Consider the following 23,008-nt stretch of genomic DNA (forward strand, 5'->3'; position numbering starts at 1 on the left):
TATTTCTAAACTCGCAAATTTTATTTTAAATAAATTTTTGTCGCTATATAAGCCCTTATGTCAACTACAATACTACTCGTCTTTCGTATTGGGATTGCAAATATACGGTTGGATTATTCGTTTTTCCAAACATACTTTACATTTATTTTACATTATTTCCTTAAGTGATTGGTACAACGTAAAATATTTTTTGAAAGTTTTATCAAATAACTAACTTTTCAATACAAAAACACCTGTTCAATCTAGTAAATGGATACTTTGTGGTTGTAAAATAAAGAAGAGTTGTAGCCAAAGTGGAAACAATTTTAACGCTCATTACGCCGAATTGACTCTCGACTTTTCAGCAAGGATAATTTTGATATCATTTATTATAAGATAAAATAGTTTCTTTTTATAAAAATATATTTTAATTATTCTTTAGATTCAATACGGAAATGGGGGCAGCATGACTAAATGATATATAATTTTTACTACAAGGAATGATTAGATAGTGATGGTTTGCTGAATTAAGCAAAGCAGCAGCGAATACTCTGTGGTTATAAAATCAGGAAAAATTCTCGCGAATCGAGAATTCTTTATTCAAAAATAAATCATTAATCGATACTTTCGTAATCGTGTTTTTCTGCAATATGATCAATAAAAGATACTTTTCTGAGCTTCGCATTTCTTTTTGGAATAATAGGGTAACCTTTAGCTTCGGCAAATACTTTTGTGAATTTTGCGCCGAAATATAGAATTGTTGCAACATAATAAATCCACAACAAAAGAATAACCAACGAACCTGCCGACCCAAAAATGGTAGAATATTTTGAGTTTGCTATATAAATACCAATCAAATATTTTGCAATAAAGAATAGAATCGCAGTAAAAACCGCTCCAACAAAAGCTGGCTTTGATTTGATACGTGCATCAGGAAGAATTTTGAAGAGAATATAAAATATCAAAATCGAGATTGAAATACTCAATGTATTATTAAGTAGGATCACTGTGGTCTTTGTCATAATGGTATCGAGTTCGAAAAGACTGAAAATTTCTTCACCAAATGAAACCAAAACACTGTTGAGAATTACCGTTGCGATAAGTACAATTCCAAGCGATAGAATAATAAGAAACGAAAGCCCTCTGTTGATTACAAATTTTAACCACGCTCTTCTCGGAACTGCCTCGACACGCCAAATGAGATTGAGACTATCTTGCATATCGGTGAACATTGTTGTGGAACCAAAAATCAAAATTCCAATACCTATATATAAAGCAAGCGAACTATCTCCTGAAATGGTAGAATTTGTGACAAAATTTTGTACAGCTAAAGCGACATCTGGACCAACAATATTTTTAAGCTCATAAAACATTCGGTTTTCGATAGCATCTTTCTTAAAGAATAAACTTGCACTGGAAATTACAATCAGAATTAATGGAGAAAGTGAAAACAATGCGTAATACGTTAACGAAGCACTCAATTTCATAATTCGGTCTTCACCAAATTCAACAATTGTCTGTTTTAAAATATTAAAGTAGAATTTTAGTTGCTTCATTAAATTGGTTTAGAGATTAAAGATACAAATTCATAAAATCTATAACAAAAAAAAGACCATTCGATGAATGGTCTTTAAAAATATATCTTAAATCTTAGCTTACACTAACATTGTAACAGGATTTTCGATGTACATTCTTAATGTTTGTAAGAATTGTGCACCTGTTGCTCCGTCTACTGTTCTGTGATCACAAGCTAAAGACAATTTCATTGTGTTACCAACTACAATTTGTCCGTCTTTTACAACTGGTTTTTGAATAATTGCACCAACTGATAAGATACAAGAGTTTGGTTGATTGATAATCGATGTGAATGATTCGATTCCAAACATTCCTAAGTTAGAAACTGAGAAAGTAGATTTATCCATTTCGTCAGCTTTTAATTTACGATCTCTTGCACGACCTGCATAATCTTTAACCTCAGCAGAAATTTGAGCAAATGATTTTTGATCTGTATTTTTAACTACAGGAACCAATAAACCATCTTCTACAGCTACTGCAACACCGATATTGATATCTCCGTGTTGAATAATTTCTGCATCTGTCCAAGTAGAATTTACAGCTGGATGTTTGCGCAACGCCATTGCACACGCTTTAACAACCATATCGTTGAACGAAATTTTAGTATCTGGAACAGAGTTTAATTGTTTACGCGCTTCGATTGCGTTATCCATATCCAACTCAACATTTAAATAATAATGAGGAGCAGTAAATTTAGATTCAGCCAAACGTTTTGCGATAACTTTTCTCATTTGAGAATTTGGAATCACTTTATCTTCTCCAGAAACAAAAGTTTGAGCAGGTTTAACTGATTCAGATTTTGCTTCCGCTTTTGGTTGAGCAGATGGTTGATAATTTTCGATATCTTTTTTCACGATACGTCCGTTATCACCAGAACCTTTAACCTCAGCTAAATCAATTCCTTTATCTTTTGCAATTGTTTTTGCTAAAGGCGATACAAAAATACGATCAGAAGAAGTTTCTTCAACCTTATTATTTACATCTAATTGAACAACTACTGGTTTTTCGTCATCAACAACTTCTGTAGAAGCTACTGAAACAGCAACTTTACCTCCGTTTGCTACAATTGCAGAAACATCAGTACCAGCTTCACCAATAATTGCCAAAACGGTGTCTACTGGAGCAGGCTCGTTCACTTTAGCTCCTTGATATAATAAAACACCATCAAATTCTGATTCGAATTCTTGAACAGCTTTATCTGTTTCAATTTCTGCTAAAATATCACCTTCCGCAACTTGATCTCCAACATTTTTGTGCCAAACAACTACAGTCCCTTCTTCCATTGTATCAGAAAGACGAGGCATTGTAATTACTTCCACATTTGCAGGAATTTCTGAAGCAGGTTTTGCTTCTTCTGTTTTTGTTTCGCTGGGAGTTGATTTTTCTTCTTTCACTTCAGTAGTTGCTTTTGCTCCACCTCCGATTAAACCTGAAATATCTTCTCCCTCATTTCCGATGATTGCTAAAATTTCATCAACATTTGTTGATACACCTTCTGCAACACCTTGATATAATAATACTCCGTCAAATTCTGATTCGAATTCTTGGATTGCTTTATCTGTTTCGATTTCTGCTAAGATATCACCCTCAGCAATTTTATCTCCTACATTTTTGTGCCATTTTACAACAGTTCCTTCTTCCATTGTATCGCTTAAGCGAGGCATTGTAATAATTTCTGCCATGGTTTTTAGTTGTTTTCGATTTTATCTAAGAATGGATAATTTGGTTCGGAATAATTATATTTATATAAAATTTCTTCGTCTGGAAATGGAGAGTTTTCAGCAAAATCTACACACTCTTCAACTTTCAATTTCATATCTTCTACAATTGCATCTAATTGTTCTCTAGTAGCCCAGTTATTTACTAAAATATGATTCTCTACGTTCAAGATAGGATCTTCTTGTTTGTATTCTTCTACCTCTTCTTTTGTACGATAAGGCTCTGCATCAGACATTGAATGCCCTCTATATCTATATGTACGCACATCTAAGAAAGTTGGTCCATCACCACGACGAGCACGTTCGATAGCTTCATAAGCAGCTTCCGCCACCTTTACAGGATCCATCCCATCTACAGGCATACAAGGCATTTCATAACCTAAACCTAATTTCCAAACATCTTCATGATTTGCAGTACGAGAAACAGAAGTTCCCATAGCATATTGATTATTCTCACAGACAAAAACAACTGGTAATTTCCAATTCATTGCCATATTAAAAGTTTCATGTAATGTTCCCTGACGAGTAGCTCCATCTCCCATCAAACAAATAGTTACATGATCTTTATCGTTATACTTATCACCAAAAGCCATACCTGCACCTAAAGGAATTTGACCTCCTACAATACCATGACCTCCGTAAAAACCATGCTCTTTACTAAAAAAGTGCATAGATCCTCCTAAACCATGTGAAGTACCATCTGTTTTACCTGTTATTTCCGCCATTAATCTTCTTGGATCTTCCCCTAATGCTATAGGCCAAACATGACAACGATAAGCTGTAATGACTTTATCACCTGATTTCATAGCATGCAAAAAACCAGCAGGTAAAGCTTCTTGACCATTATATAAATGTAAGAAACCTCTAATTTTTTGTTTTAAATATAATGAACGACACTTATCTTCAAAGCGGCGCCAAAAAGTCATATCACGATACCATTGTAGGTACGTTTCTTGAGTTAATTTTTCCATAATTGCACAATTCCGTTGAACAAATTTAAACTAATCTATTTAGTGTACAAAATTGCTACCCTAAAAATTCGTCTGTAAAGTGTAATGGAAGTAAATCTTTAGCAGAATTCAAAACAAAAACCTCTCCCTCATTTCCTGATAAAATAATCTCTATATCCTGCCCTTGTTTCTTCTCCATCTCTAAAATATATTGACGACACATTCCACATGGAGGCAACGGATAATTAACATTTGGTGTAGAAACAGCCAATTTTTCAATTTTAATATTTGGGAAGTTTGCATTTACATAAGCCAATAAACCTCTTTCGGCACAAGTTCCGACTGGGTAGGAAGCATTTTCTTGATTTGAACTCGAAAAAATTTCTCCATTTTCTAATTGAACAGATGCTCCAACATTGAAATTAGAATAAGGCGCATATGCATTCAACGAAATATCATAAGCTTCTTCTACTACTTTTTTTTGTTCTGCTGCAAGCTCAGATTTACTCTCGAATCGTTCAAATTCAAAAGAATATTTTTCTTTTTTCATATAGAATCCACACCAAAGTGTGTTATTTAATTAATTATTAAATACTTAAATCCTTTCAGCTATTTTATTCAATAGAAAAAGGAAGTAAATTTATAAAAAAATATTTTATGTTGGTAAAAATTTTTGCAAGTGCTATTTTCGGAGTTTCCGCACAAACCATTATTGTGGAAGTTAATATTGATCAAGGTGTCGGTTATCATTTAGTTGGTTTGCCTGATAGCGCAATAAAAGAAAGTAATTTTAGAATAAATGCTGCACTAAAAAATTCTGATTTGAAATTACCTGGTAAAAAAATCACAATTAATATGGCGCCAGCAGATTTACAAAAAGAAGGTTCTGCCTATGATTTACCTATCGCAATTGGAATTTTAGCAGCTTCGGAACAAGTAAATTCTGAACAACTCAATAAATATATAATGATGGGCGAATTATCACTCGATGGTTCACTTCGTCCTATAAAAGGTGCCTTGCCGATTGCAATACAAGCAAAAGAAGAAGGTTTCGAAGGAATTATTTTACCCAAACAAAACGCAGACGAAGCAGCGGTTGTAGAAGGAATAGTTGTTTTTTCGGTTGATAACATCAGAGAAGTTGTTGATTATTTTAACGGAGATATTATTTTGCAACCTCATCAAGTCAATTTAGATGATTATTTTTTTAGTGAAATGAATAATTATCCTTTCGATTTTGCAGATGTAAAAGGTCAAGAAAATGTAAAACGTGCGATGGAAATCGCAGCGGCTGGCGGTCATAACATTATTTTGATTGGTCCTCCAGGAAGTGGAAAAACAATGTTAGCCAAACGAATTGCTTCTATTCTTCCTAAAATGACTGTTCAAGAAGCGCTCGAAACAACAAAAATTCATAGCGTTGCTGGAAAATTATCTAACAAATCACTCATTGTAAGTCGTCCTTATTCTAGTCCGCATCATTCTATTTCTGACGTGGCCTTAGTCGGCGGCGGTTCTTATCCACAACCTGGCGAAATTTCTTTGGCACATAATGGTGTTTTATTTTTGGATGAATTACCCGAATTTAAGCGCACTGTTTTAGAAGTTATGCGTCAACCTTTGGAAGATCGAGAAGTCACAATTTCGAGGGCGAAATTCACCGTGAATTATCCTGCGAGTTTTATGTTAGTAGCTTCTATGAATCCAAGTCCGAGTGGTTATTTTATGGATGATCCAAACAACACTTCCTCTTTAGCAGAAATGCAACGTTATATGAATAAAATTTCTGGACCACTTTTGGATCGAATTGATTTACATATCGAAGTGAATCCTGTTCCATTTGATGATTTGTCGCAAGAACGTCGTGGCGAAAAAAGTGCTGTGATTCGTGAACGTGTGATTAATGCACGAAATATTCAGACCAAACGATTTGAAAACACAAAAGTTCATTATAACTCGCAAATGGGACCAAAAGAGTTGGACGCTTTTTGTGATTTAGATGATCATTCGAAGAATTTAATAAAAGTTGTCATGGAAAAATTAAATCTTTCTGCGCGTGCATATGACCGAATTATTAGGGTCGGACGAACAATTGCTGATTTAGATAATTCTGAAACTATTCTTTCGAAACATATTAGTGAAGCGATTCAGTACAGAAGTTTGGATCGAAATCAGTGGATGTAATTGTTGTAAAATGTAGTATGTATTAAGTAAAATGTATAATTAAATACGTCTCCTTTTGAATTATCGGAGTTGAACAAAGTTAAGAAGAGAAGTTGAAATAAATACAGCTTGACAAAAAAAAGGAATCTCTTTCAAGATTCCTTTTCCATTTACTAAAATTCAAATTCACCAACCAAAATTCCTTCACCGCCAGAATTTGGCTTATTATTTTGGAATGTGATCATTTTCTTCACTTGTTTTCCTGAACTATACATTAAGTAAATCTCTGCCGAAATAGTTGTTGGTCCCGAAATACTCATTTGTCGTTCTCCGTAAAAATTCGTTTCTATTTTATATTTTCCTTTAATCGCTTTTTTCAACATAAATTGTTCTGGTCCGAAACCTTGTGTAACATCTTCGCTCATTCGTCCTCCAATCGCAGTTGTACGATGTCCGTAAAAACATTTTTCTCCATTTGGATCGGTCACCCATAAATCAATATCAGTCATATCTTTGTTCCAATTCATCACCACACGAATATCAACTGGAAGTTCAACAATGATATCTTTATTAATTGTTGATAAGTTCAATTCTTTGCGATGAAGCGAAATCAAATTATTAATTTCAGGCACAATAATCTCCGTAATATCGCGATCGCGATTGGCAATTTCTACTGAATAATCATTCGTTAATACTTTATACAGATATTCTAAAGCCGATTGATATTGCTCATTATCTTGCAACGCCAATGCATAATCTCTATAACTTTGCGCATCAAAAGGTCGCCAATCTAATACTTTTTTCGTGATAAATAATTCGGTTTGATATTCCTCAATTTCTTTCAATTTATACGCTAACATTTTATACAATTCGGCATCTTCCAATCCTAAATCTGCAATCGAACTTAAAATTTTAAGACCAGTCTCTCTTTCTTTTTTCTGAAAGAAAAATGTTGCAACATCAAAATAATACGCAGGCGTTTCAGCATAATCTTTTCTCAAATCTAAATAAGTTTGATACGGATTTTTTGACGCTTCTATCAACTTCATGTATTCTTTATCCGATTTTACATTGATTATTTTAATTTCTGGAACCGAAGCTAATGATTCATCCTTCATTTTTTTATCCGAGGAACTATTAAAATTCAAAACTCCTCTAATACTCATATTTGAAGATGCTCCTACCTCTTCCATTGCTGTCATAGGTCTTGGTTCAGGAAGCGCCATATCTTCAAGTCTTACATCGACTACGACATCAGTAGAATCCGCAACAGGTTTTGGATATTTTGGTTTTACATATTTAAAATCTTTCTTCAACCACTCTTTCAATTCCTTTGCTTTCACAATTGCATTTTTCAACAAATCAGCTTTTCGAGTTTCTTTTTGTTCAAAACCTTCTTTCGATAATTTATTAAATTCATTTTGCAATTCCGCTGGTGGATTGATTTTATACTTTACATAATCCGAAACTTTTTCCAAAACAATCAAACTTGTGTTCGACGTTACAATCGAAAATTGTTTCCCAATTTCTTCAATTTCTGTTTTATTTTGCTCTGGATTCAATTCCAAATAATTCACTTTACTTTGCGCCCAAATTTTACTGATTTCAAGATTTTTAGTTGCTTTACTCAAATCCAATTCTTTGTTGAATTCCACTTTTCCATTTCGTCCAAACATCATCGTTAATTTTGCATTGGGATACTGAGAAATTCCTGCAATAGAAATTCCATTGTTCACATTATTTGTCGAAATAGGATAAACTTCTCCCGCTGTATTGTTGATAATTCCTAAGAATTGAACCGAACTTTCATTGATTTGTTTGAACGCATTTTCTACAGAATTTTCATTTAGATTGATAAATTTTCCTCCAGCTTTTTGCGCAATCATTTTCAAAACACCATAATTAGAAGTCGACGAAGACGCAATTGTATAGAAAGGTTTATCGACATTAAAAATATTCGAGCCAAAAGATGAAATTCCGTCCGAAAACAATAGATATTCGTCTGCTTTCAGATTTGTTGGAAGAATTTTCGCATAATTTGTTGCTCCATCATACGTCACATTTTCCAAATATTTTTTCAATTCTGACCAATCACCATTTTTAATTTGAAACAATCTCGATTTTTCCAAAGAAATATTCAACAACGAAACTTCAATATTCAGATTTTTTTGTTGAGAAATGATTTTATCCAAAAACTCTAACTCTTTTTGATGATTTCGTTTCAAACCACTTAACGAATTATCCCAAATTATTCCGATATTTTTCGACCAAACTTTTGGGTGTGATTTTGCATCAACCAATAAATTCGCATAAAAATAAACCGAACCATCCACATTTTTTTGAACAAAAGATTCTACATTATTCGGCGATTTTGGAAGATTAATTATTAATGATTTTTTAGGCGTAAAATCTGTTTTTGATAGATTTGCTTCATATATATTACTATTTTCTGAAAAATTGAACGAACCATCTGGCGTTTCAACTAATTGCGGTTTTCCTGCAGCACTATACACTTTTGTTGTTAAATTAAACTTCGAGATTTTCTTCGAAGAATCTAACGACAAATGATATTGATATGATGATTTATCCAATTTCAACTCTTGGTAATACGACAACTGAATCGTACGCGATCCTTTTGCTAGAATCGGAGAAATTCGAGTGCGAAAATTATTCCCTTCTACTTTTTCGATGATTCCTGGATCGATATTTTGCTTCTGAATACTTTCAAAAACCTCAACCGCACGCGCTTTTGTAACGGGAACCGCATTTCGAAGTTTTCCATTAATATCAATTGCATATCCACTAACAGTCGTGTTTTCAGGCAAAGGAAAAACTAAATTCCCTTCAAGATTTCGACTTGAAGAATTTGTAAAAACTAAAGTTGTTGTCGTTTTGGCTAAATTTCCAAAAATCTCAACTTGTACATCCATCGATTTCAAACTCACTGATTTTTCATCCGGACGTGATCCTATCTCAATACGAGGAATTCCAATTCGTATATCTTGTGCATTTATTTTTGAAGAAAAAAGTATTCCAACAAAAACGAAGAAAAAAGAAAATAACTTTTTCATATTGTTTGATTTGTAAGTTAGATGCAACAAATTACAAAAAGGTTGGTTGAGCAAAAACAATATTTTTTAGTTATCAATTTAATTACCTATATTTAAACATATTAACAAAATACACTTTTATGAAAAAATTTATTTTAACTATGTTAATGTTGATTCCTATATCAATATTTGCTAATCCTATTTCTTTATCTGAGCAATTAACGAACCTTAAAATTGAAAACATTTTTAATTCAGATATTGTAACAATAAAAAGAGACGATTGTAATTTTAATTATTATACTTCTCCAGTCAGATTTTTAATAGCTGGTCAAGATTATTTAGAAATCAATATTTATGATTCATGTGGGAATTTAATTTATAATGAAAACAGAGATAGCGGTACTTCAAATGGTTCTTTTAATATTTGTGGAATCTTCCATTGTATTTCAAGTACTAGCCCAACTCCTTATTATTATCATATAAATTTAAGCGGAACAAAAGTATCTGGAAATATTTAACTAAAAAAAGCCAATTGCTCTTAGAAACAATTGGCTTTTTGATTTACTTTTTAATATCTATTTTTTCTCGCTCTTTATCTTCGCTCACTTTGTAAGCTTTCAAGACTTCACGAACAATTTTGTGTCGAACAACATCTTTATCATCCAAATAAATAAATCCGATATCTTTTACATCTTTCAATATATTAATCGCCTCACGTAAACCAGATTTTTGTTTTGGTGGTAAATCGACCTGACCAGGATCTCCAGTAATAATAAACTTAGAATTTTTTCCCATACGCGTCAAAAACATTTTCATCTGAGCATAGGTTGTATTTTGCGCTTCATCAAGAATTACAAAAGCTCCGTCCAACGTTCGACCGCGCATAAATGCTAAAGGCGCTACTTCTATCACTCCTTTTTCGGTATAAGACGAAAGTTTCTCGAACGGAATCATATCTTTCAACGCATCATACAAAGGTTGTAAATATGGATCTAATTTATCTTTCATATCACCTGGTAAAAATCCTAAATTTTCCCCAGCTTCTACGGCAGGTCGCGTCATAATAATTCGGCGAACTTCTTTGTTCTTCAACGCTTGTACCGCTAATGCAACAGCCGTGTAGGTTTTTCCCGTACCAGCAGGTCCAATTGCAAACACCATGTCCTTGTTGTAAACAGTTTGTACCAGCTTTTGTTGATTAGGCGTTTGAGGTTTGATGATTTTACCATTTACACCGTGTACAATAATTTCATCTTCTTTTTTCATTTGAAGCATTTCATTATTATCTTCGGTCATAATGATTTCGAGTTCGCGATCAGATAGTCGATTGTATTTGTGAATATGCTGGATTACTCGCTGCATTTTTTGATCAAAAACTTTCAGAATATCTTCATTTCCAAACACTGTCAACTCTCTTCCGCGAGCAACAATCTTTAATTTTGGATAATATTCTTTGATTCTTTTTAGATGTTCATTATTAGCACCATAAAAATCTTGAGCATTAATTTCGGCTAATTCAATATTAATTTCTGTCAAATGAGATTGTTTTTTTGGTTCACTTACACAAAAATAAAGAATAATAAACAATATATTTGCTAATTATTAGAGAATAGTGGCAATTATTACATTAACATCGGATTTTGGAGTCAAAGATTACTTTGTTTCTAGCGTTAAAGGCGCAATTCTAAAGGAATTGGCCGATGTTACAATTGTAGATATTTCGCATCATGTTAATCCTTATGATTTATCTGAAGCTGCCTATATCATTCGTAATTCTTACGAAGAATTTCCTGAAGGAACTATACATATTATTGGGATTAATGCCTTAAGTACGCCTTATCAGAAGCCTATTTGTGCATTAATCAATCATCATTATTTTATTTGTGCAGATAATGGAATTTTATCCTTGATTTGTCAAAAAAATCAACCAGAAGAAATTTACGAAATCACTGCTTATCCAGAAGGAATAGACAGTCTATTTCCAATGAAAAATTGTTTTGTGCCAGTTGCATGTCACTTGGCACGCGGCGGAGTTCCTGCTCTTTTAGGGAACAAACGTACCGAAATGAAGCAATTGAATGAATTGAAACCAATTTATCGCGATGATAAATATATCATTGGAAATGTGATTTATATTGATCATTTTGGGAATGTTGTGAGTAATATTTCGAAAGATTTTTTCGATGAAATTGCACAAGACAGAAAATATAAAATTTTGCTTCGTCAGAAAGATTTCTCGATGACCGATATTACTGTTATTTATGAGCACTACAACGAAGTTGTACAAGATTTTAACAAAGAAGTGCAAGCTTTTGGGCGAACATTGTGTTTGTTTAATTCGGCAGGATTTTTAGAAGTTACTTTATACAAAAGTAATCCAACCATATCAGGAGGTGCGAATCAGTTAATGGGATTAAAGAAAAACGATACAATTACAATTGAATTTGAAAATTAACGCTGAGAAAATTTAGTATTAGAGAGTTTACAATAACTATATGACTTATAATTATTTAATATACAAAGCAATACACGTTATCTTCGTGGTAAGTTACTTTGCTGGTTTATTTTACATTGTTCGTTTGATGATTTATCATACAGAAACGCAACAAATGGAAGAACCAAAAAAATCAATTTTGCAGGATCAATATACCTACATGGAGAAAAAATTATGGAATGTAATTACCGCTCCTGCTTTGGTTATTTTGATTACAATGGGATTGAATATGCTTTATAAAAATCAAGGTTTGTTGCAAATGCCGTGGATGAAAAGTAAATTAGGAATGATAAGTGTTTTATTAATTTATCATTTTTGGTGCTGGCGAACGTTGAAACAAATCCAAAATAAAGTTTTCAAATACACTTCTGTTCAACTGCGAATGATGAACGAATTGGCGACTATTTTATTATTTGTTATCGTGTTTGCTGTGATTCAAAAAACAGATTTTGGTCGAGATTGGTATTGGTCAATTGTCAGTTTCTTTGGTTGTGGTATACTACTTATGCTTATTGTGCGTTTAATTAATCGTAATAATAAAAAATAACATGTGGACAATCTTCAAAAAAGAGTTTTCCAATTTTTATTTAGGCTTCACCGCTTATTTAGCAACCGCGACATTTGTTATCGTTTCGGTTTTATTCCTTTGGTTTTTTGATAACGAATTCAATGTTTTCAATACAGGAAATGCTTCTTTAAGCAGTTTTTTCTTTGTTGGACCTTGGATTTTTCTATTCATGATTCCTGCTTTAACCATGAAATTAATCGCGGAAGAGCAAGCAAATGGCACATTATTGTGGTTATTCACACTACCTATAAAAAAAAACCAAATTATTTGGGGCAAATATTTAGCTGTCGTTTCAGTTGTCGTTTTTTGTCTGCTTTCAACTTTCTTGTTCACAATTACGTTGCAAGAATTTTTGATGCCTGAACAAAAACTAGATTACGGAACAATTTTTTCTGGCTATTTAGGACTTTTCTTTTTAGGAAGTTTATTCGCCGCAATTGGTTTATTTACTTCTTCTATTACCAAAAATCAAGTAATGGCTTATGTATTGGCGGTTTTCTTTTGCTTCATTATTTTCTATGGATTCGAAAGTTTAGCGTCATATAATTTGCTTGGTTCGATGGATTTCTATGTTCAAAAAATTGGAAGTTTTACACATTACAACCAATTTTTGAAAGGAATTATTGACACACGAGATTTACTTTACTTTTTGATTTTGATTGGAATTTTAAATCAAATTTCAATTGTTAATCTTGAAAATAAAAAATAGTGCCATGAAAAAATTAAACAAAAAACATCTAATTACTTTCATCGCATTTATCGCGCTTTTTATCATCGCTCAATTTCTTTATACGCGAATTGACATGACGAAAGACAAACGTTTTACGTTAACTTCTACAACCGAAAAATTGGTAGAAAATGTAAAACAACCGCTTAAAATTGAAATTCTTTTGGGTGGAGATTTAACGGGTGATTACAGAATTTTGAAGAACGAAATTCAGTTTTTATTAGACGAACTTCGCGAAAAAAACAGCAATATTTCTTATTCTTTTGTTGATCCTGTCGATTTAGGACAAGCCGAATTAGAGCAAAATAAATTGGCTCCAGTTCCGATTAAAACCGATAAAGGAATTTTGAATGTTTATCCGTACGCAAAATTAACTTACGGCGACAAATCGACTTATATGGAGGTTTTGGTCAATGATCCTTCTACTCCATTCGAAAAGTTAGCGTTGGCTTCAACAGAAAAATTAGAATATTTATTTGCCGAAAAAATTCAGAAAGCAACCAATTTTGAGCGCAAACGAGTTGGCTTTATCGTTCATCATGATGAATTACCAGAAGCAAATATTCAAGGATTAGGTTCTGCTTTGTCAGAAAAATATGATGTAGAGATTTATCTTAGTCCTATTGCAAACAAATCATTTTCATTACACCCCTCAGATTTAGATAGTTTGAAACGTTTTGATGCATTGATTGTTGCAAAACCTACATTACCTTTTTCTGATATGGATAAATTGGTTTTGGATCAATATATCATGAATGGAGGAAAAATGATGATGGCAGTGGAAACTGTCGATGCTGAAATGGATTCTATTTTCCGAAGTGGAAAAATCGTTGCTTTTCCAAGAGATTTGAAATTAAATGATTTCTTGTTCAATTATGGTGTTCGTATTCATCCGGCTGTTATCAAGGATATGAATGGTGCGCAAATTGTTTTGGCTGATGGTGAAACTGCAGGAAATACAAGTTACAATTATTACAATTGGCCTTATTTTGAGTTAGGAATTAAAGGAGAAGAAAATCCAATTACAAGTTCAATCGATCCGGTTTTATTCCAATTTGCAAATCCTATCGAATTGTTGAAAAATCCAAATATCAAACAAACCGTTTTATTGAGTTCTTCTGAACAAAGTTCGATGAAACCTGTTTTGAATTATATTCAATTAAACGAAGTAGAAATCGAAAATCCCGAAGAATATAAAATGGGAAAAATTCCGATGGCAGTTTTGTTAGAAGGGAATTTCAATTCGGCTTATGCTTCGCGTTACGAACGTAAAGAATTTCCGAATTTCAAACCGAAAACTACCGATGGAAAAATGATAGTCATTTCGGACGGAGATGTTTTGAAAAATGCTTTATGGAGAGGAATTCCAATGCAATTAGGAGAAAATAAATTTTCGGTTCGCCCAGATAATCCAGATGGAAAACCGAAAACATACGCGAACCAAACATTTTTAATGAATGCGATGGATTATTTATTAGGCGATTCTGATTTCTTGGCTTTACGCAATCGTAAATTAGAAATTCCGTTGCTAAGTGAAACGACTGTTTTACAAGAAAAATCTACTTGGCAAATGATGAATCTACTTATTCCAACTGCTATTATTGGCTTGTTCGCTGGAATTGGATTTTGGATAAGAAAGAGAAGATATACTTAAAACTCGAGTTTCGAAGCTTGAGTTTCGAAAATTAATAAAATGCAATAGGGATTGAAGTGGAAATCCTTTTTCTTCAGAAAAAGATTGGAACGGAAAGCCCGCCCGAAGGGATTGCCCAAAACTAAAAAACCTCTCAAATTGAGAGGTTTTTATATGTAAAGTTGTGACGATTTTACTCTAAGTGCATAAACGCTTTTTTGCTCAAAAGGCGCTCCTCGCTTTCTACGTGGTTATCATCAGGCACACAACAATCCACAGGGCAAACTGCTGCACATTGTGGTTCTTCGTGGAAACCTTTACATTCAGTACATTTATCGGGAACAATGTAATAAACTTCATCATTAACAGGATCTTGTACCGCATCAGCATCAAAAGTAACACCATCTACGTTTACAATAGTTCCAGTTAGAGAAGTTCCATCAGAATATTTCCAATCTACTGCAGCTTCATAAATTGCATTATTTGGACATTCTGGCTCACAAGCTCCACAATTTATACATTCATCTGTAATAATTATAGCCATTGTATCTGTTTTTTTATTTCCTACATTTGCAGGTACAAAATTACATTTAATTTTCAGAAAAAATGACATTTGAACAAAGGATTTCAGCATTTAACGAATTGGGGCAGTTTTTTAATTTTATTATAAATAATGATTTGATTAAAGACAAGAAACTGACAGAAAAATTCGAGAATTGGAAAGAAGAAGCTGAATATGCGGTGAGTGATGCAGAAGCCTATAACAATTGGTTTACAAAAGATAATATTACTTTAGCTTTGAAAAGTTGGGCAGAAGCTTTAACGGAAGAAAATTTATTAGCTTGGACGAAAGATTATCCATTTGCTGAAACACCAAAAAATGTTGGAATTATAATGGCTGGAAATTTACCTTTGGTCGGTTTTCATGATTTGCTTTCTGTTATTATTTCTGGAAATAATGCGTTGATTAAAACTTCGTCTAAAGATGATAAATTAATCAAATTAGCGATAAAATATTTGTATTCGATTGATGAAGATTTCAAATCGATTATTCAAACTGTTGAACGATTAGAAAATTTTGATGCAGTTATTGCAACAGGAAGTAATAATACGGCACGCTATTTTGAACAATATTTTGGTAAAGTTCCTAACATTATTCGTAAAAACAGAACTTCAATTGCGGTATTGAATGGTTTAGAAACTGATGAAGAGTTAAAAAAATTGGGTGACGATTTATTCATTTATTTTGGATTAGGTTGTCGAAATGTAACTAAACTTTATGTAAAAGATGAAGCCCAATTACCAAAAATTTTCGAAGCTATTTTTTCTTATGGCAATGTGATTAATCATCCTAAATATGCAAATAATTACGATTATAATCGTGCAATATTTTTGTTAGGAAAAGATGAATTTTTAGACAATAATTTTGTTCTAATGAAAAAAGATACATCTTTACATTCTCCAATTGCAGTTGTAAATTTTGAAGTTTATGAAGATGTAAATGATGTAAAAAATTATTTGATCGAAAATGAAGATCAAATACAATGCGTGGTAGGAAACGATATGAAAGATAATCCGAATTATGTTGAATTTGGGCAAACACAATTCCCAAGATTAACCGATTACGCCGATAATATTGACACGCTATTTTTTTTGGCTGAGTTGTAGATGTTAGAAAGCTAACATTTATATTTTAATGTCTTCGTCTTATATAAATACAAAAAGAGAATCCAAGGATTCTTTTTTTCTTTACGAATAATAGTACCCAATAGGCTATTTATCCTTTCCATATGTCTCGGGAAATTACACAGACTTATTTTATCCTTTCCCGAGCGGGAGATTACAAATGAGTGCATTTGTAATCAAATCTTAGTTATTGAAGCGTTAATAAAAATTAAATATTATAAAAAAGGTATCACTTTCAAAAAAAATGATACCTTTTATAAATAAAATTAACTATACTTAAAACGTTGCTGCTCCTGCAGTTTTATTTTCTAATTTTCGATTGATATTTGTTTTCTTACCTGTAGCAAAATCAAAGCTCAAACCAACTACAAACATCGATTTGTTGTCCCAAATTTTCCCTACACGAGAATAATCCACATATTGTTTATCCATCGTTTTTTGCTTGTAAGTCGACGGCATTCCAATCCAATACATTCCAGTAGAAAAAGTCCAATTATTGTATTTATAACTCGCAAAAGCATGGTTCATGTTTTCTTGTGTGTACAACAAAGCTCCGCCCAGCGTGTAATACGGAATATTAAATTGATAATCTACACGAAAGTTTTTGTAAACAGATGATAATGCAAAATAATTTCCGATATAATCATTCTTCAATATTCTACCATCTTTCGTTTTGAAACGTTCTGTTGCTGGCGCTACATTCACTTTTACAGTTAAAATATCTGTTCCAAAAGGTTTGATAGAACCTGTAATTTGAACACCGTAACGTTGCGAATTTTGAGCATTTTCGTAGGTTAATTTATACCCTTCTACATTTCCATTGATGATATTTTGCAAATACAATTGATTGATCGGATCTTTCGTAAAATGATAAAATGCGTTTGTATTTAAATCAAAATATTTTGAATTGAAGGAATAAATCAAATTATTTCCAAACGATTTCTGAATTGTTAAATACGGATTTCCTTCTTGTGTAATATTTTCCACAACCTGAATCACGTTTTTACTCAATGCCGAATTCCAAGGACTTGTTGGTTTATATGAACTCGAAAAACGTAAATTTTGATTCTTCGCTAATTCATAACCCAATACTAATTTTGGTGTAAACGTCCACGTATCTGTGTTTGTATCTTCATTCTTGTTATGAACATTCGTCAATCCAACACCCAAACGATACGATAACTTTTTCACTTTCCCAGAATATTCAGAATAGATATATTGTTCTAAATAATTTACTTTATTATTCGAAGGACCATTTAAGTTTTCTAATTTATTATCAATTGAATTATTCGAAATTCGATAACCTGAATTTAATTTTCCTTTCTCGAAACTATGTGTATGCGCTATTTCTCCTACAATTCCTTTTTGATCAGCTTCTAAATTTGTCAAATAATTATATTGTTCAGTTCCTAATACAGTTTCCCATTCTCGCGTTTCGTCAATCGATTTGGTTGTATACATTGATCCTACAACATTTAAACTTAACTCATCTTTCTTTCCTAATTTTCTCGAATAATAAAGATCTAATGTTGGTTTTGAATAATTAGAATTAGAATGTTTGTAGGTTGAATGATTGTTTAATAAACTATTTTGATAAAACAAGCTTGTTCCATTCGCATAAGCAAAACTCGAACTGATATTCATATCCAACTTTGCTTGAAAAGCATATTTATCCGAATCCGAATTGGTATATCGCAATGCAATCGTTTGATCTGTATATCCAAAATATTCGTTGCGCTGATTTTCTGTTCTGTAATGAATATTATTTAAGTTATAATCATAAATATTCATCGAAGTACGATCTTTATAATCTCTAAAATATATATAATATTCCAATCCAAAATTATTTTTACCTTTCGTAAAATTCGCATAAGCAGATCCATTTACAAAACCTGTAGATAAAGCTGAACTAATATCCGCTCCATACACATAACCATTTTCTGGATTTCGAGTAATCAAATTTACCACCTGATCTGCACGATTTGCATAACGCGCTGGTGGAATATCAAAATATTCAACACGAACCACATCTTGCGGTTTCACAGCACGTATTTGATTATCTGTTGCCTCAGTTCCATTAATCAATAATAAAGTCTTTCCGCCTTTTGTACTCTGTATTGTATTCGAAATTGGATCAACTTGTAGTTCTGGTAACGTATTCAATAAATCTTTTGCGTAGCGCGCTTTTTCCAGTGCTTCTTTATCGAAGGTATAAACTGCTTTGTCCGCAAACATTTTTTTACGTTGAGATTGAACCAAAACTTCTTTTATTTCAATTGGATTATAGTCAGTTGAATCTTGTTTTTCGTCTTGTCCAAAAGCAAAAATTCCTGATAATGTAACAGCAAGTACAAAAAATTTCTTCATGGTTAATTCTATTATTAATAATTAGTGTTGTAATAGTGACGCAGAAATAACAAATATGTTACATAAGGTTTGCAATTATTTTTTGATAACTTTACACTAAACAAGATTTTTTGAGTTTGAAAAAATTAATTCTTTTTATTGCACTCTTTACAAGTTTCAATTTATTATATGCACAAGAACAAGCCCAACGTTCGTTGACAGAATATCGTGTCGAAAGTTTTCAAACGTCTTTAGTTACAAAAAAAATGCTGTATGATTGGCTGGGAAAATGGGACAATGTTTTGTATACGGAAAACAATCAAATTTTATTAGTTTGGTCAAATAAAAATATCATTAATGAATCAAATGAAACCTTTACTTTAATTGCTTCGAGCATAGAAAATGGAGAAGAAATGTACGGAACAGTTCAGGTTTTGACAAGTAAAAAACAAGATGCTTTAGCTAAAGATTCACCTTTTAGAGAATATTTAAACGAGTTTCTAAAAACCATTTCGAAGAAAGAAAATAAAAGTAAAAAGTTTTATAAAGAATATATAAAGATGGTGTATTAATTCACTTGTAATCATTAAAACAAAAAAATCCTTCAAGAAAACTTGAAGGATTTATATTTTATAGAAATTGAATTTCTTAATTATTGCGTTTAAAAAAAGAATCGACAAACTCCATTTTATTGAAAGCTTGCAAATCATTGATTCCTTCACCAACACCAATGTATTTAACTGGAATCTGAAATTGATCTGAAATTCCAATTACTACTCCTCCTTTTGCTGTTCCATCTAATTTTGTAACTGCTAAAGAAGAAACTTCTGTTGCTTGTGTAAATTGTTTCGCTTGCTCAAAAGCATTTTGACCTGTAGATCCATCTAACACTAACAAAACTTCGTGAGGTGCATCTGGAATTACCTTTTGCATAACACGTTTTATTTTTGTTAACTCGTTCATCAAGTTTATTTTATTGTGCAAACGTCCTGCTGTATCAATCAAAACAACATCTGCATTTTGCGCAACTGCCGACTGAATGGTATCAAATGCAACCGAAGCAGGATCAGAACCCATTGCTTGTTTTACAATTGGAACACCTGCACGCTCCGACCAAATTACCAATTGATCTACAGCCGCCGCACGAAACGTATCTGCCGCTCCAAGAACTACTTTAAGTCCTTGTGATTTGAATTGAGAAGCCAACTTACCAATCGTCGTCGTTTTCCCTACTCCATTTACTCCGACCACCATAATAACGTATGGTACATCTTTCTTTGGAATCGAAAAACCATTTGTATCTTCAATATTATTTTCGGAAAGTAAGCCTGCAATTTCTTCGCGAAGAATTAAATCTAACTCAGAAGTAGAAACATATTTATCACGTTCTACACGTTCTTCTATTCGGCGAATAATTTTGATCGTTGTTTCAACACCGACATCAGAAGAAATTAATACTTCTTCTAAATCATCTAAAACCTCATCGTCTACTTTAGATTTACCTACTACAGCACGACTGATTTTATCAAATAGAGAAGTTTTAGATTTTTCTAATCCTTCATCTAATTTTTCTTTGCTTTCTTTACCTAATATCTTTTTGAACCAACTCATTAATAAGCTAAATTTCTTAAAATTTTGTACGAAGATACATAAAATATAAGGAAATAAAAAAGCCGCCTAAAAACGAGGCAGCTCAATTAACCTTAAATATTTTTTGTTAAGGTGATAACTCAAATTATTTCGCGAAGAAAGAATCTGCTTCATCAGCGTTAACTACTTTTTCAACAAATACGTAAGCTCCAGATTTTGGAGATTTTACCATTTTGATAACTTTGGTCATTTTTTTAGACCCAGTTTGTAGGGTTGCTACCGTTTTCTTTGCCATCGTCTAAAATTTTATTATTTAATCTCCTTGTGAATTGTATACTTTTTCAATACTGCGTTGTATTTTTTCAACTCAATACGATCTGGAGTATTTTTTTTGTTTTTAGTTGTGATATAACGAGACATTCCTGGCATACCACTTTCTTTATGCTCTGTACATTCTAAAATAACCTGTACTCTGTTTCCTTTTTTTGCCATGGTGTCTTAAATTATTTGATTAAACCTTCTTTACGTGCACGTTTAACAGCCTCATCAACTCCTAATTTGTTGATTGTTTTTAAACCGTGTGCAGAAACTCTTAATGTAATCCACTCACCAGTTTCTGGCATAAAAAATCTCTTTTTGAACAAATTCACTTCAAAAGTGCGTTTTGTTTTATTATTAGCATGAGAAACATTGTTTCCCACTAATCTCTTCTTACCTGTAATTTGACAAATTTTTGACATCTTATTTTGTATTGTCCTATTTTAAACGGAGTGCAAAGTAACAAATTATATATTACTTATACAACTCTTTAGGTTATTAATTTTATATTTTTTTCTTATTTTGTTTATATAACAACTTCTGCGCAAGAGTATAAGCCAAGATAATTCCCATTACCAACAGCGCTATCCTCGCGATTACATCGCCATATTTTGTATAAAACGTTAATTCACTATTCATTAAAATTGTACCATTTAAGGCACCCTGCTCTCCATATGGTAAAGACTTCATTATATCTCCTCGCTGATTAACGAAAGCCGAAATACCTGAATTTGCAGATCTAACGATAGCGCGTCTATTTTCAATAGCTCTCAAATTACCATATAATAGCAATTGACGATGACCATCGGTAGAGCCCCACCAAGAATCGTTGGTCATTGTGAATATAACATTTGCGCCTTCTCTCACATATTCTGTTGTATAGTCTCCGTAAATAGATTCGTAACATATAACCGGAGCAACAGTAGCGTTGTTTGTTTTATTCTTGAAAACAGAACGATGAGGTTGAATCCCCAACGTTTTTGTTGTGCCGCCAAAGTTAAGCATAAATTCTCCAATAATTGGCATTAAAATGTTTCGATATGGAAAAATTTCTACTCCAGGTACTAATTTACTCTTATGATAAACTTCTATCGAATCGTTTCCACTTATCTGCAAAGCTGAGTTATAAGCATCGTACCACGTAATTCCATCTCTCATAACAGATGCCGTTTCCGATGCTAAAGATTGCATTGGATAAATTCGCATAATTGATGCTCCTGTTACAAAATGTAAATCTTTTTTGGTTTTTGTCCATTGCTGAATGTCTTGTATAATTAAATCATCATACATATTATCAAAAATCAAGGCAGATGATCCAGGTACAGCAGTTTCTGGCGCGACAACGAATTGAGTTTTTGGTTGAATGTTTTTCAATGCCAATTGTTTCAATTCATCATAAATCTGCAATCCATCTTTCATATACTTTTCGTTATATGGATCAAGATCTGGTTGAAGAATTAATACATCCAGTGCTTTTCCTTTTTCTTCGTAATTCGCATAAATAATATAAGAAATCCCAATTGGAACAGCGATTAATAATCCAGCATAAATACCTAATTTGTTTAGATATCTCATTTCTTTCTTATTAATATAAGCTGTCAAATAATAGAATACTGTAATATTAACTAACCAAATCCAAAGTGCTCCTCCAAAAGTTCCTGTGTACTCGTACCATTGTACCCATTCGTAATATTTTGCAAAACCATTTCCTAGGTTAAACCAAGGCCAAGTTAGTTCCCAATTCAAGGTTAGCTTGTCAAAACTCATCCAAATCGCAGGAAGAAAAATCAGTCCATATAAATTACCAGCTTTTGTTTTAACAACATGATACAATTGAAAAACAATTGACATAAACAACGAATTCGCTACAACGGGAATCAAATAAGCACTCCACGAATTGTGCAAATCTCCATTTGCGTCCGTTTCTTGTGCATAATGCAACCACCAAATTACAATCGCATTCCAAATAAAGAAAGCTAAAAACGAAAGTCCGAAAATTTTACGTCCTTTTTTCTTGAATTCTGCGCGTTGCGCGATTTGATGTTCTGCCAACATCAAGGGGACAAATCCTATAAATAATAACAATGGAAAACCATGCGAAGGCCAACCAGCTGTTAATAATAATCCTGATAAGATTGCGTATGCAATGTATTTTTTCATGTCACAAATTTATAATTTCATCATTCAATAACCGATGATATTTGTTTGGAA

Annotated in this window: 21 protein-coding genes; 8 read left to right on the plus strand and 13 right to left on the minus strand. The window is 32.5% G+C overall.

The features are described 5' to 3' along the window. Window positions 1-593 precede the first annotated feature (593 nt). The 4 genes from E4J94_RS07465 to E4J94_RS07480 all read right to left on the minus strand — a co-directional run bounded on the left by E4J94_RS07465 (window position 594) and on the right by E4J94_RS07480 (window position 4,772). Window positions 594-1,535 carry a YihY/virulence factor BrkB family protein gene (locus E4J94_RS07465; protein WP_135835232.1) on the minus strand — a complete coding sequence of 314 codons (942 nt, stop codon included), beginning with the start codon at window positions 1,533-1,535 and terminating at the stop codon, window positions 594-596. A gap of 99 nt (window positions 1,536-1,634) precedes the next feature. Next, entirely contained in the window at window positions 1,635-3,236 is a 1,602-nt protein-coding gene (locus tag E4J94_RS07470) for a pyruvate dehydrogenase complex dihydrolipoamide acetyltransferase (protein ID WP_135835233.1), read from the minus strand. 5 nt (window positions 3,237-3,241) lie between these two features. Next, complete coding sequence (gene pdhA / locus E4J94_RS07475) at window positions 3,242-4,243, minus strand: pyruvate dehydrogenase (acetyl-transferring) E1 component subunit alpha (protein ID WP_135835234.1); 1,002 nt, start codon at window positions 4,241-4,243, stop codon at window positions 3,242-3,244. 55 nt (window positions 4,244-4,298) lie between these two features. Then, the gene (locus tag E4J94_RS07480; protein WP_135835235.1) at window positions 4,299-4,772 is read right to left on the minus strand and encodes a cytidine deaminase; all 474 of its coding nucleotides are present in this window, start codon (window positions 4,770-4,772) and stop codon (window positions 4,299-4,301) included. Between the two features lie 107 nt (window positions 4,773-4,879). On the opposite strand from E4J94_RS07480, the gene E4J94_RS07485 reads away from it, so the two are divergent. Further along, window positions 4,880-6,406 carry a YifB family Mg chelatase-like AAA ATPase gene (locus E4J94_RS07485; protein WP_135835236.1) on the plus strand — a complete coding sequence of 509 codons (1,527 nt, stop codon included), beginning with the start codon at window positions 4,880-4,882 and terminating at the stop codon, window positions 6,404-6,406. A gap of 152 nt (window positions 6,407-6,558) precedes the next feature. Here the strand turns inward: E4J94_RS07485 and E4J94_RS07490 are convergent, their stop codons facing one another. Next, window positions 6,559-9,456: a VIT domain-containing protein gene (locus tag E4J94_RS07490; RefSeq protein ID WP_135835237.1), complete on the minus strand. Its 2,898-nt coding sequence runs from the start codon at window positions 9,454-9,456 to the stop codon at window positions 6,559-6,561. Between the two features lie 119 nt (window positions 9,457-9,575). On the opposite strand from E4J94_RS07490, the gene E4J94_RS07495 reads away from it, so the two are divergent. Continuing rightward, complete coding sequence (locus E4J94_RS07495) at window positions 9,576-9,953, plus strand: hypothetical protein (protein WP_135835238.1); 378 nt, start codon at window positions 9,576-9,578, stop codon at window positions 9,951-9,953. Between the two features lie 43 nt (window positions 9,954-9,996). On the opposite strand, the gene E4J94_RS07500 is transcribed toward E4J94_RS07495, so the two are convergent. Next, a complete protein-coding gene (locus tag E4J94_RS07500; protein ID WP_135835239.1) occupies window positions 9,997-10,971 on the minus strand; it encodes a PhoH family protein in 975 nt (324 codons plus the stop codon). A gap of 76 nt (window positions 10,972-11,047) precedes the next feature. Between E4J94_RS07500 and E4J94_RS07505 the strand changes: the two genes are divergently transcribed. The 4 genes from E4J94_RS07505 to gldG are packed head-to-tail and all read left to right on the plus strand — an operon-like array spanning window position 11,048 to window position 14,878. Then, window positions 11,048-11,890, plus strand: a complete 843-nt coding sequence (locus tag E4J94_RS07505) for an SAM hydrolase/SAM-dependent halogenase family protein (RefSeq protein ID WP_135835240.1) — start codon at window positions 11,048-11,050, stop codon at window positions 11,888-11,890. 40 nt (window positions 11,891-11,930) lie between these two features. Beyond that, window positions 11,931-12,476, plus strand: coding sequence for a CopD family protein (locus E4J94_RS07510; RefSeq protein WP_135835241.1), 546 nt, complete (start codon window positions 11,931-11,933; stop codon window positions 12,474-12,476). 1 nt (window position 12,477) lies between these two features. Next, window positions 12,478-13,206, plus strand: a complete 729-nt coding sequence (locus E4J94_RS07515) for an ABC transporter permease subunit (protein WP_135835242.1) — start codon at window positions 12,478-12,480, stop codon at window positions 13,204-13,206. 4 nt (window positions 13,207-13,210) lie between these two features. After that, on the plus strand, window positions 13,211-14,878 hold the full coding sequence (gene gldG, locus E4J94_RS07520; RefSeq protein WP_246034276.1) for a gliding motility-associated ABC transporter substrate-binding protein GldG: 1,668 nt from the start codon (window positions 13,211-13,213) through the stop codon (window positions 14,876-14,878). Window positions 14,879-15,050: 172 nt separating this feature from the next. On the opposite strand, the gene E4J94_RS07525 is transcribed toward gldG, so the two are convergent. Next, window positions 15,051-15,401, minus strand: coding sequence for a 4Fe-4S dicluster domain-containing protein (locus tag E4J94_RS07525; RefSeq protein WP_135835244.1), 351 nt, complete (start codon window positions 15,399-15,401; stop codon window positions 15,051-15,053). Between the two features lie 62 nt (window positions 15,402-15,463). Between E4J94_RS07525 and E4J94_RS07530 the strand changes: the two genes are divergently transcribed. Continuing rightward, window positions 15,464-16,525 carry an acyl-CoA reductase gene (locus E4J94_RS07530; protein ID WP_135835245.1) on the plus strand — a complete coding sequence of 354 codons (1,062 nt, stop codon included), beginning with the start codon at window positions 15,464-15,466 and terminating at the stop codon, window positions 16,523-16,525. Window positions 16,526-16,819: 294 nt separating this feature from the next. Here the strand turns inward: E4J94_RS07530 and E4J94_RS07535 are convergent, their stop codons facing one another. Then, entirely contained in the window at window positions 16,820-18,910 is a 2,091-nt protein-coding gene (locus E4J94_RS07535) for an outer membrane beta-barrel protein (RefSeq protein ID WP_135835246.1), read from the minus strand. Between the two features lie 116 nt (window positions 18,911-19,026). Between E4J94_RS07535 and E4J94_RS07540 the strand changes: the two genes are divergently transcribed. Further along, window positions 19,027-19,461, plus strand: coding sequence for a hypothetical protein (locus E4J94_RS07540; RefSeq protein WP_135835247.1), 435 nt, complete (start codon window positions 19,027-19,029; stop codon window positions 19,459-19,461). Window positions 19,462-19,537: 76 nt separating this feature from the next. On the opposite strand, the gene ftsY is transcribed toward E4J94_RS07540, so the two are convergent. From ftsY to lnt, 5 genes are all read right to left on the minus strand, one after another. Then, window positions 19,538-20,500: a signal recognition particle-docking protein FtsY gene (gene ftsY, locus E4J94_RS07545; RefSeq protein ID WP_114999036.1), complete on the minus strand. Its 963-nt coding sequence runs from the start codon at window positions 20,498-20,500 to the stop codon at window positions 19,538-19,540. Window positions 20,501-20,624: 124 nt separating this feature from the next. Further along, entirely contained in the window at window positions 20,625-20,774 is a 150-nt protein-coding gene (locus E4J94_RS07550) for a DUF4295 domain-containing protein (protein ID WP_135835248.1), read from the minus strand. Between the two features lie 14 nt (window positions 20,775-20,788). Further along, the gene (gene rpmG, locus E4J94_RS07555; RefSeq protein ID WP_038337065.1) at window positions 20,789-20,971 is read right to left on the minus strand and encodes a 50S ribosomal protein L33; all 183 of its coding nucleotides are present in this window, start codon (window positions 20,969-20,971) and stop codon (window positions 20,789-20,791) included. Between the two features lie 11 nt (window positions 20,972-20,982). After that, the gene (rpmB, locus tag E4J94_RS07560) at window positions 20,983-21,219 is read right to left on the minus strand and encodes a 50S ribosomal protein L28 (protein ID WP_038337064.1); all 237 of its coding nucleotides are present in this window, start codon (window positions 21,217-21,219) and stop codon (window positions 20,983-20,985) included. Window positions 21,220-21,301: 82 nt separating this feature from the next. Beyond that, window positions 21,302-22,957: an apolipoprotein N-acyltransferase gene (gene lnt / locus E4J94_RS07565; protein ID WP_135835249.1), complete on the minus strand. Its 1,656-nt coding sequence runs from the start codon at window positions 22,955-22,957 to the stop codon at window positions 21,302-21,304. Window positions 22,958-23,008: the final 51 nt, after the last annotated feature.

This window comes from Empedobacter tilapiae (genome assembly GCF_004785645.1).
Classification (GTDB): domain Bacteria; phylum Bacteroidota; class Bacteroidia; order Flavobacteriales; family Weeksellaceae; genus Empedobacter; species Empedobacter tilapiae.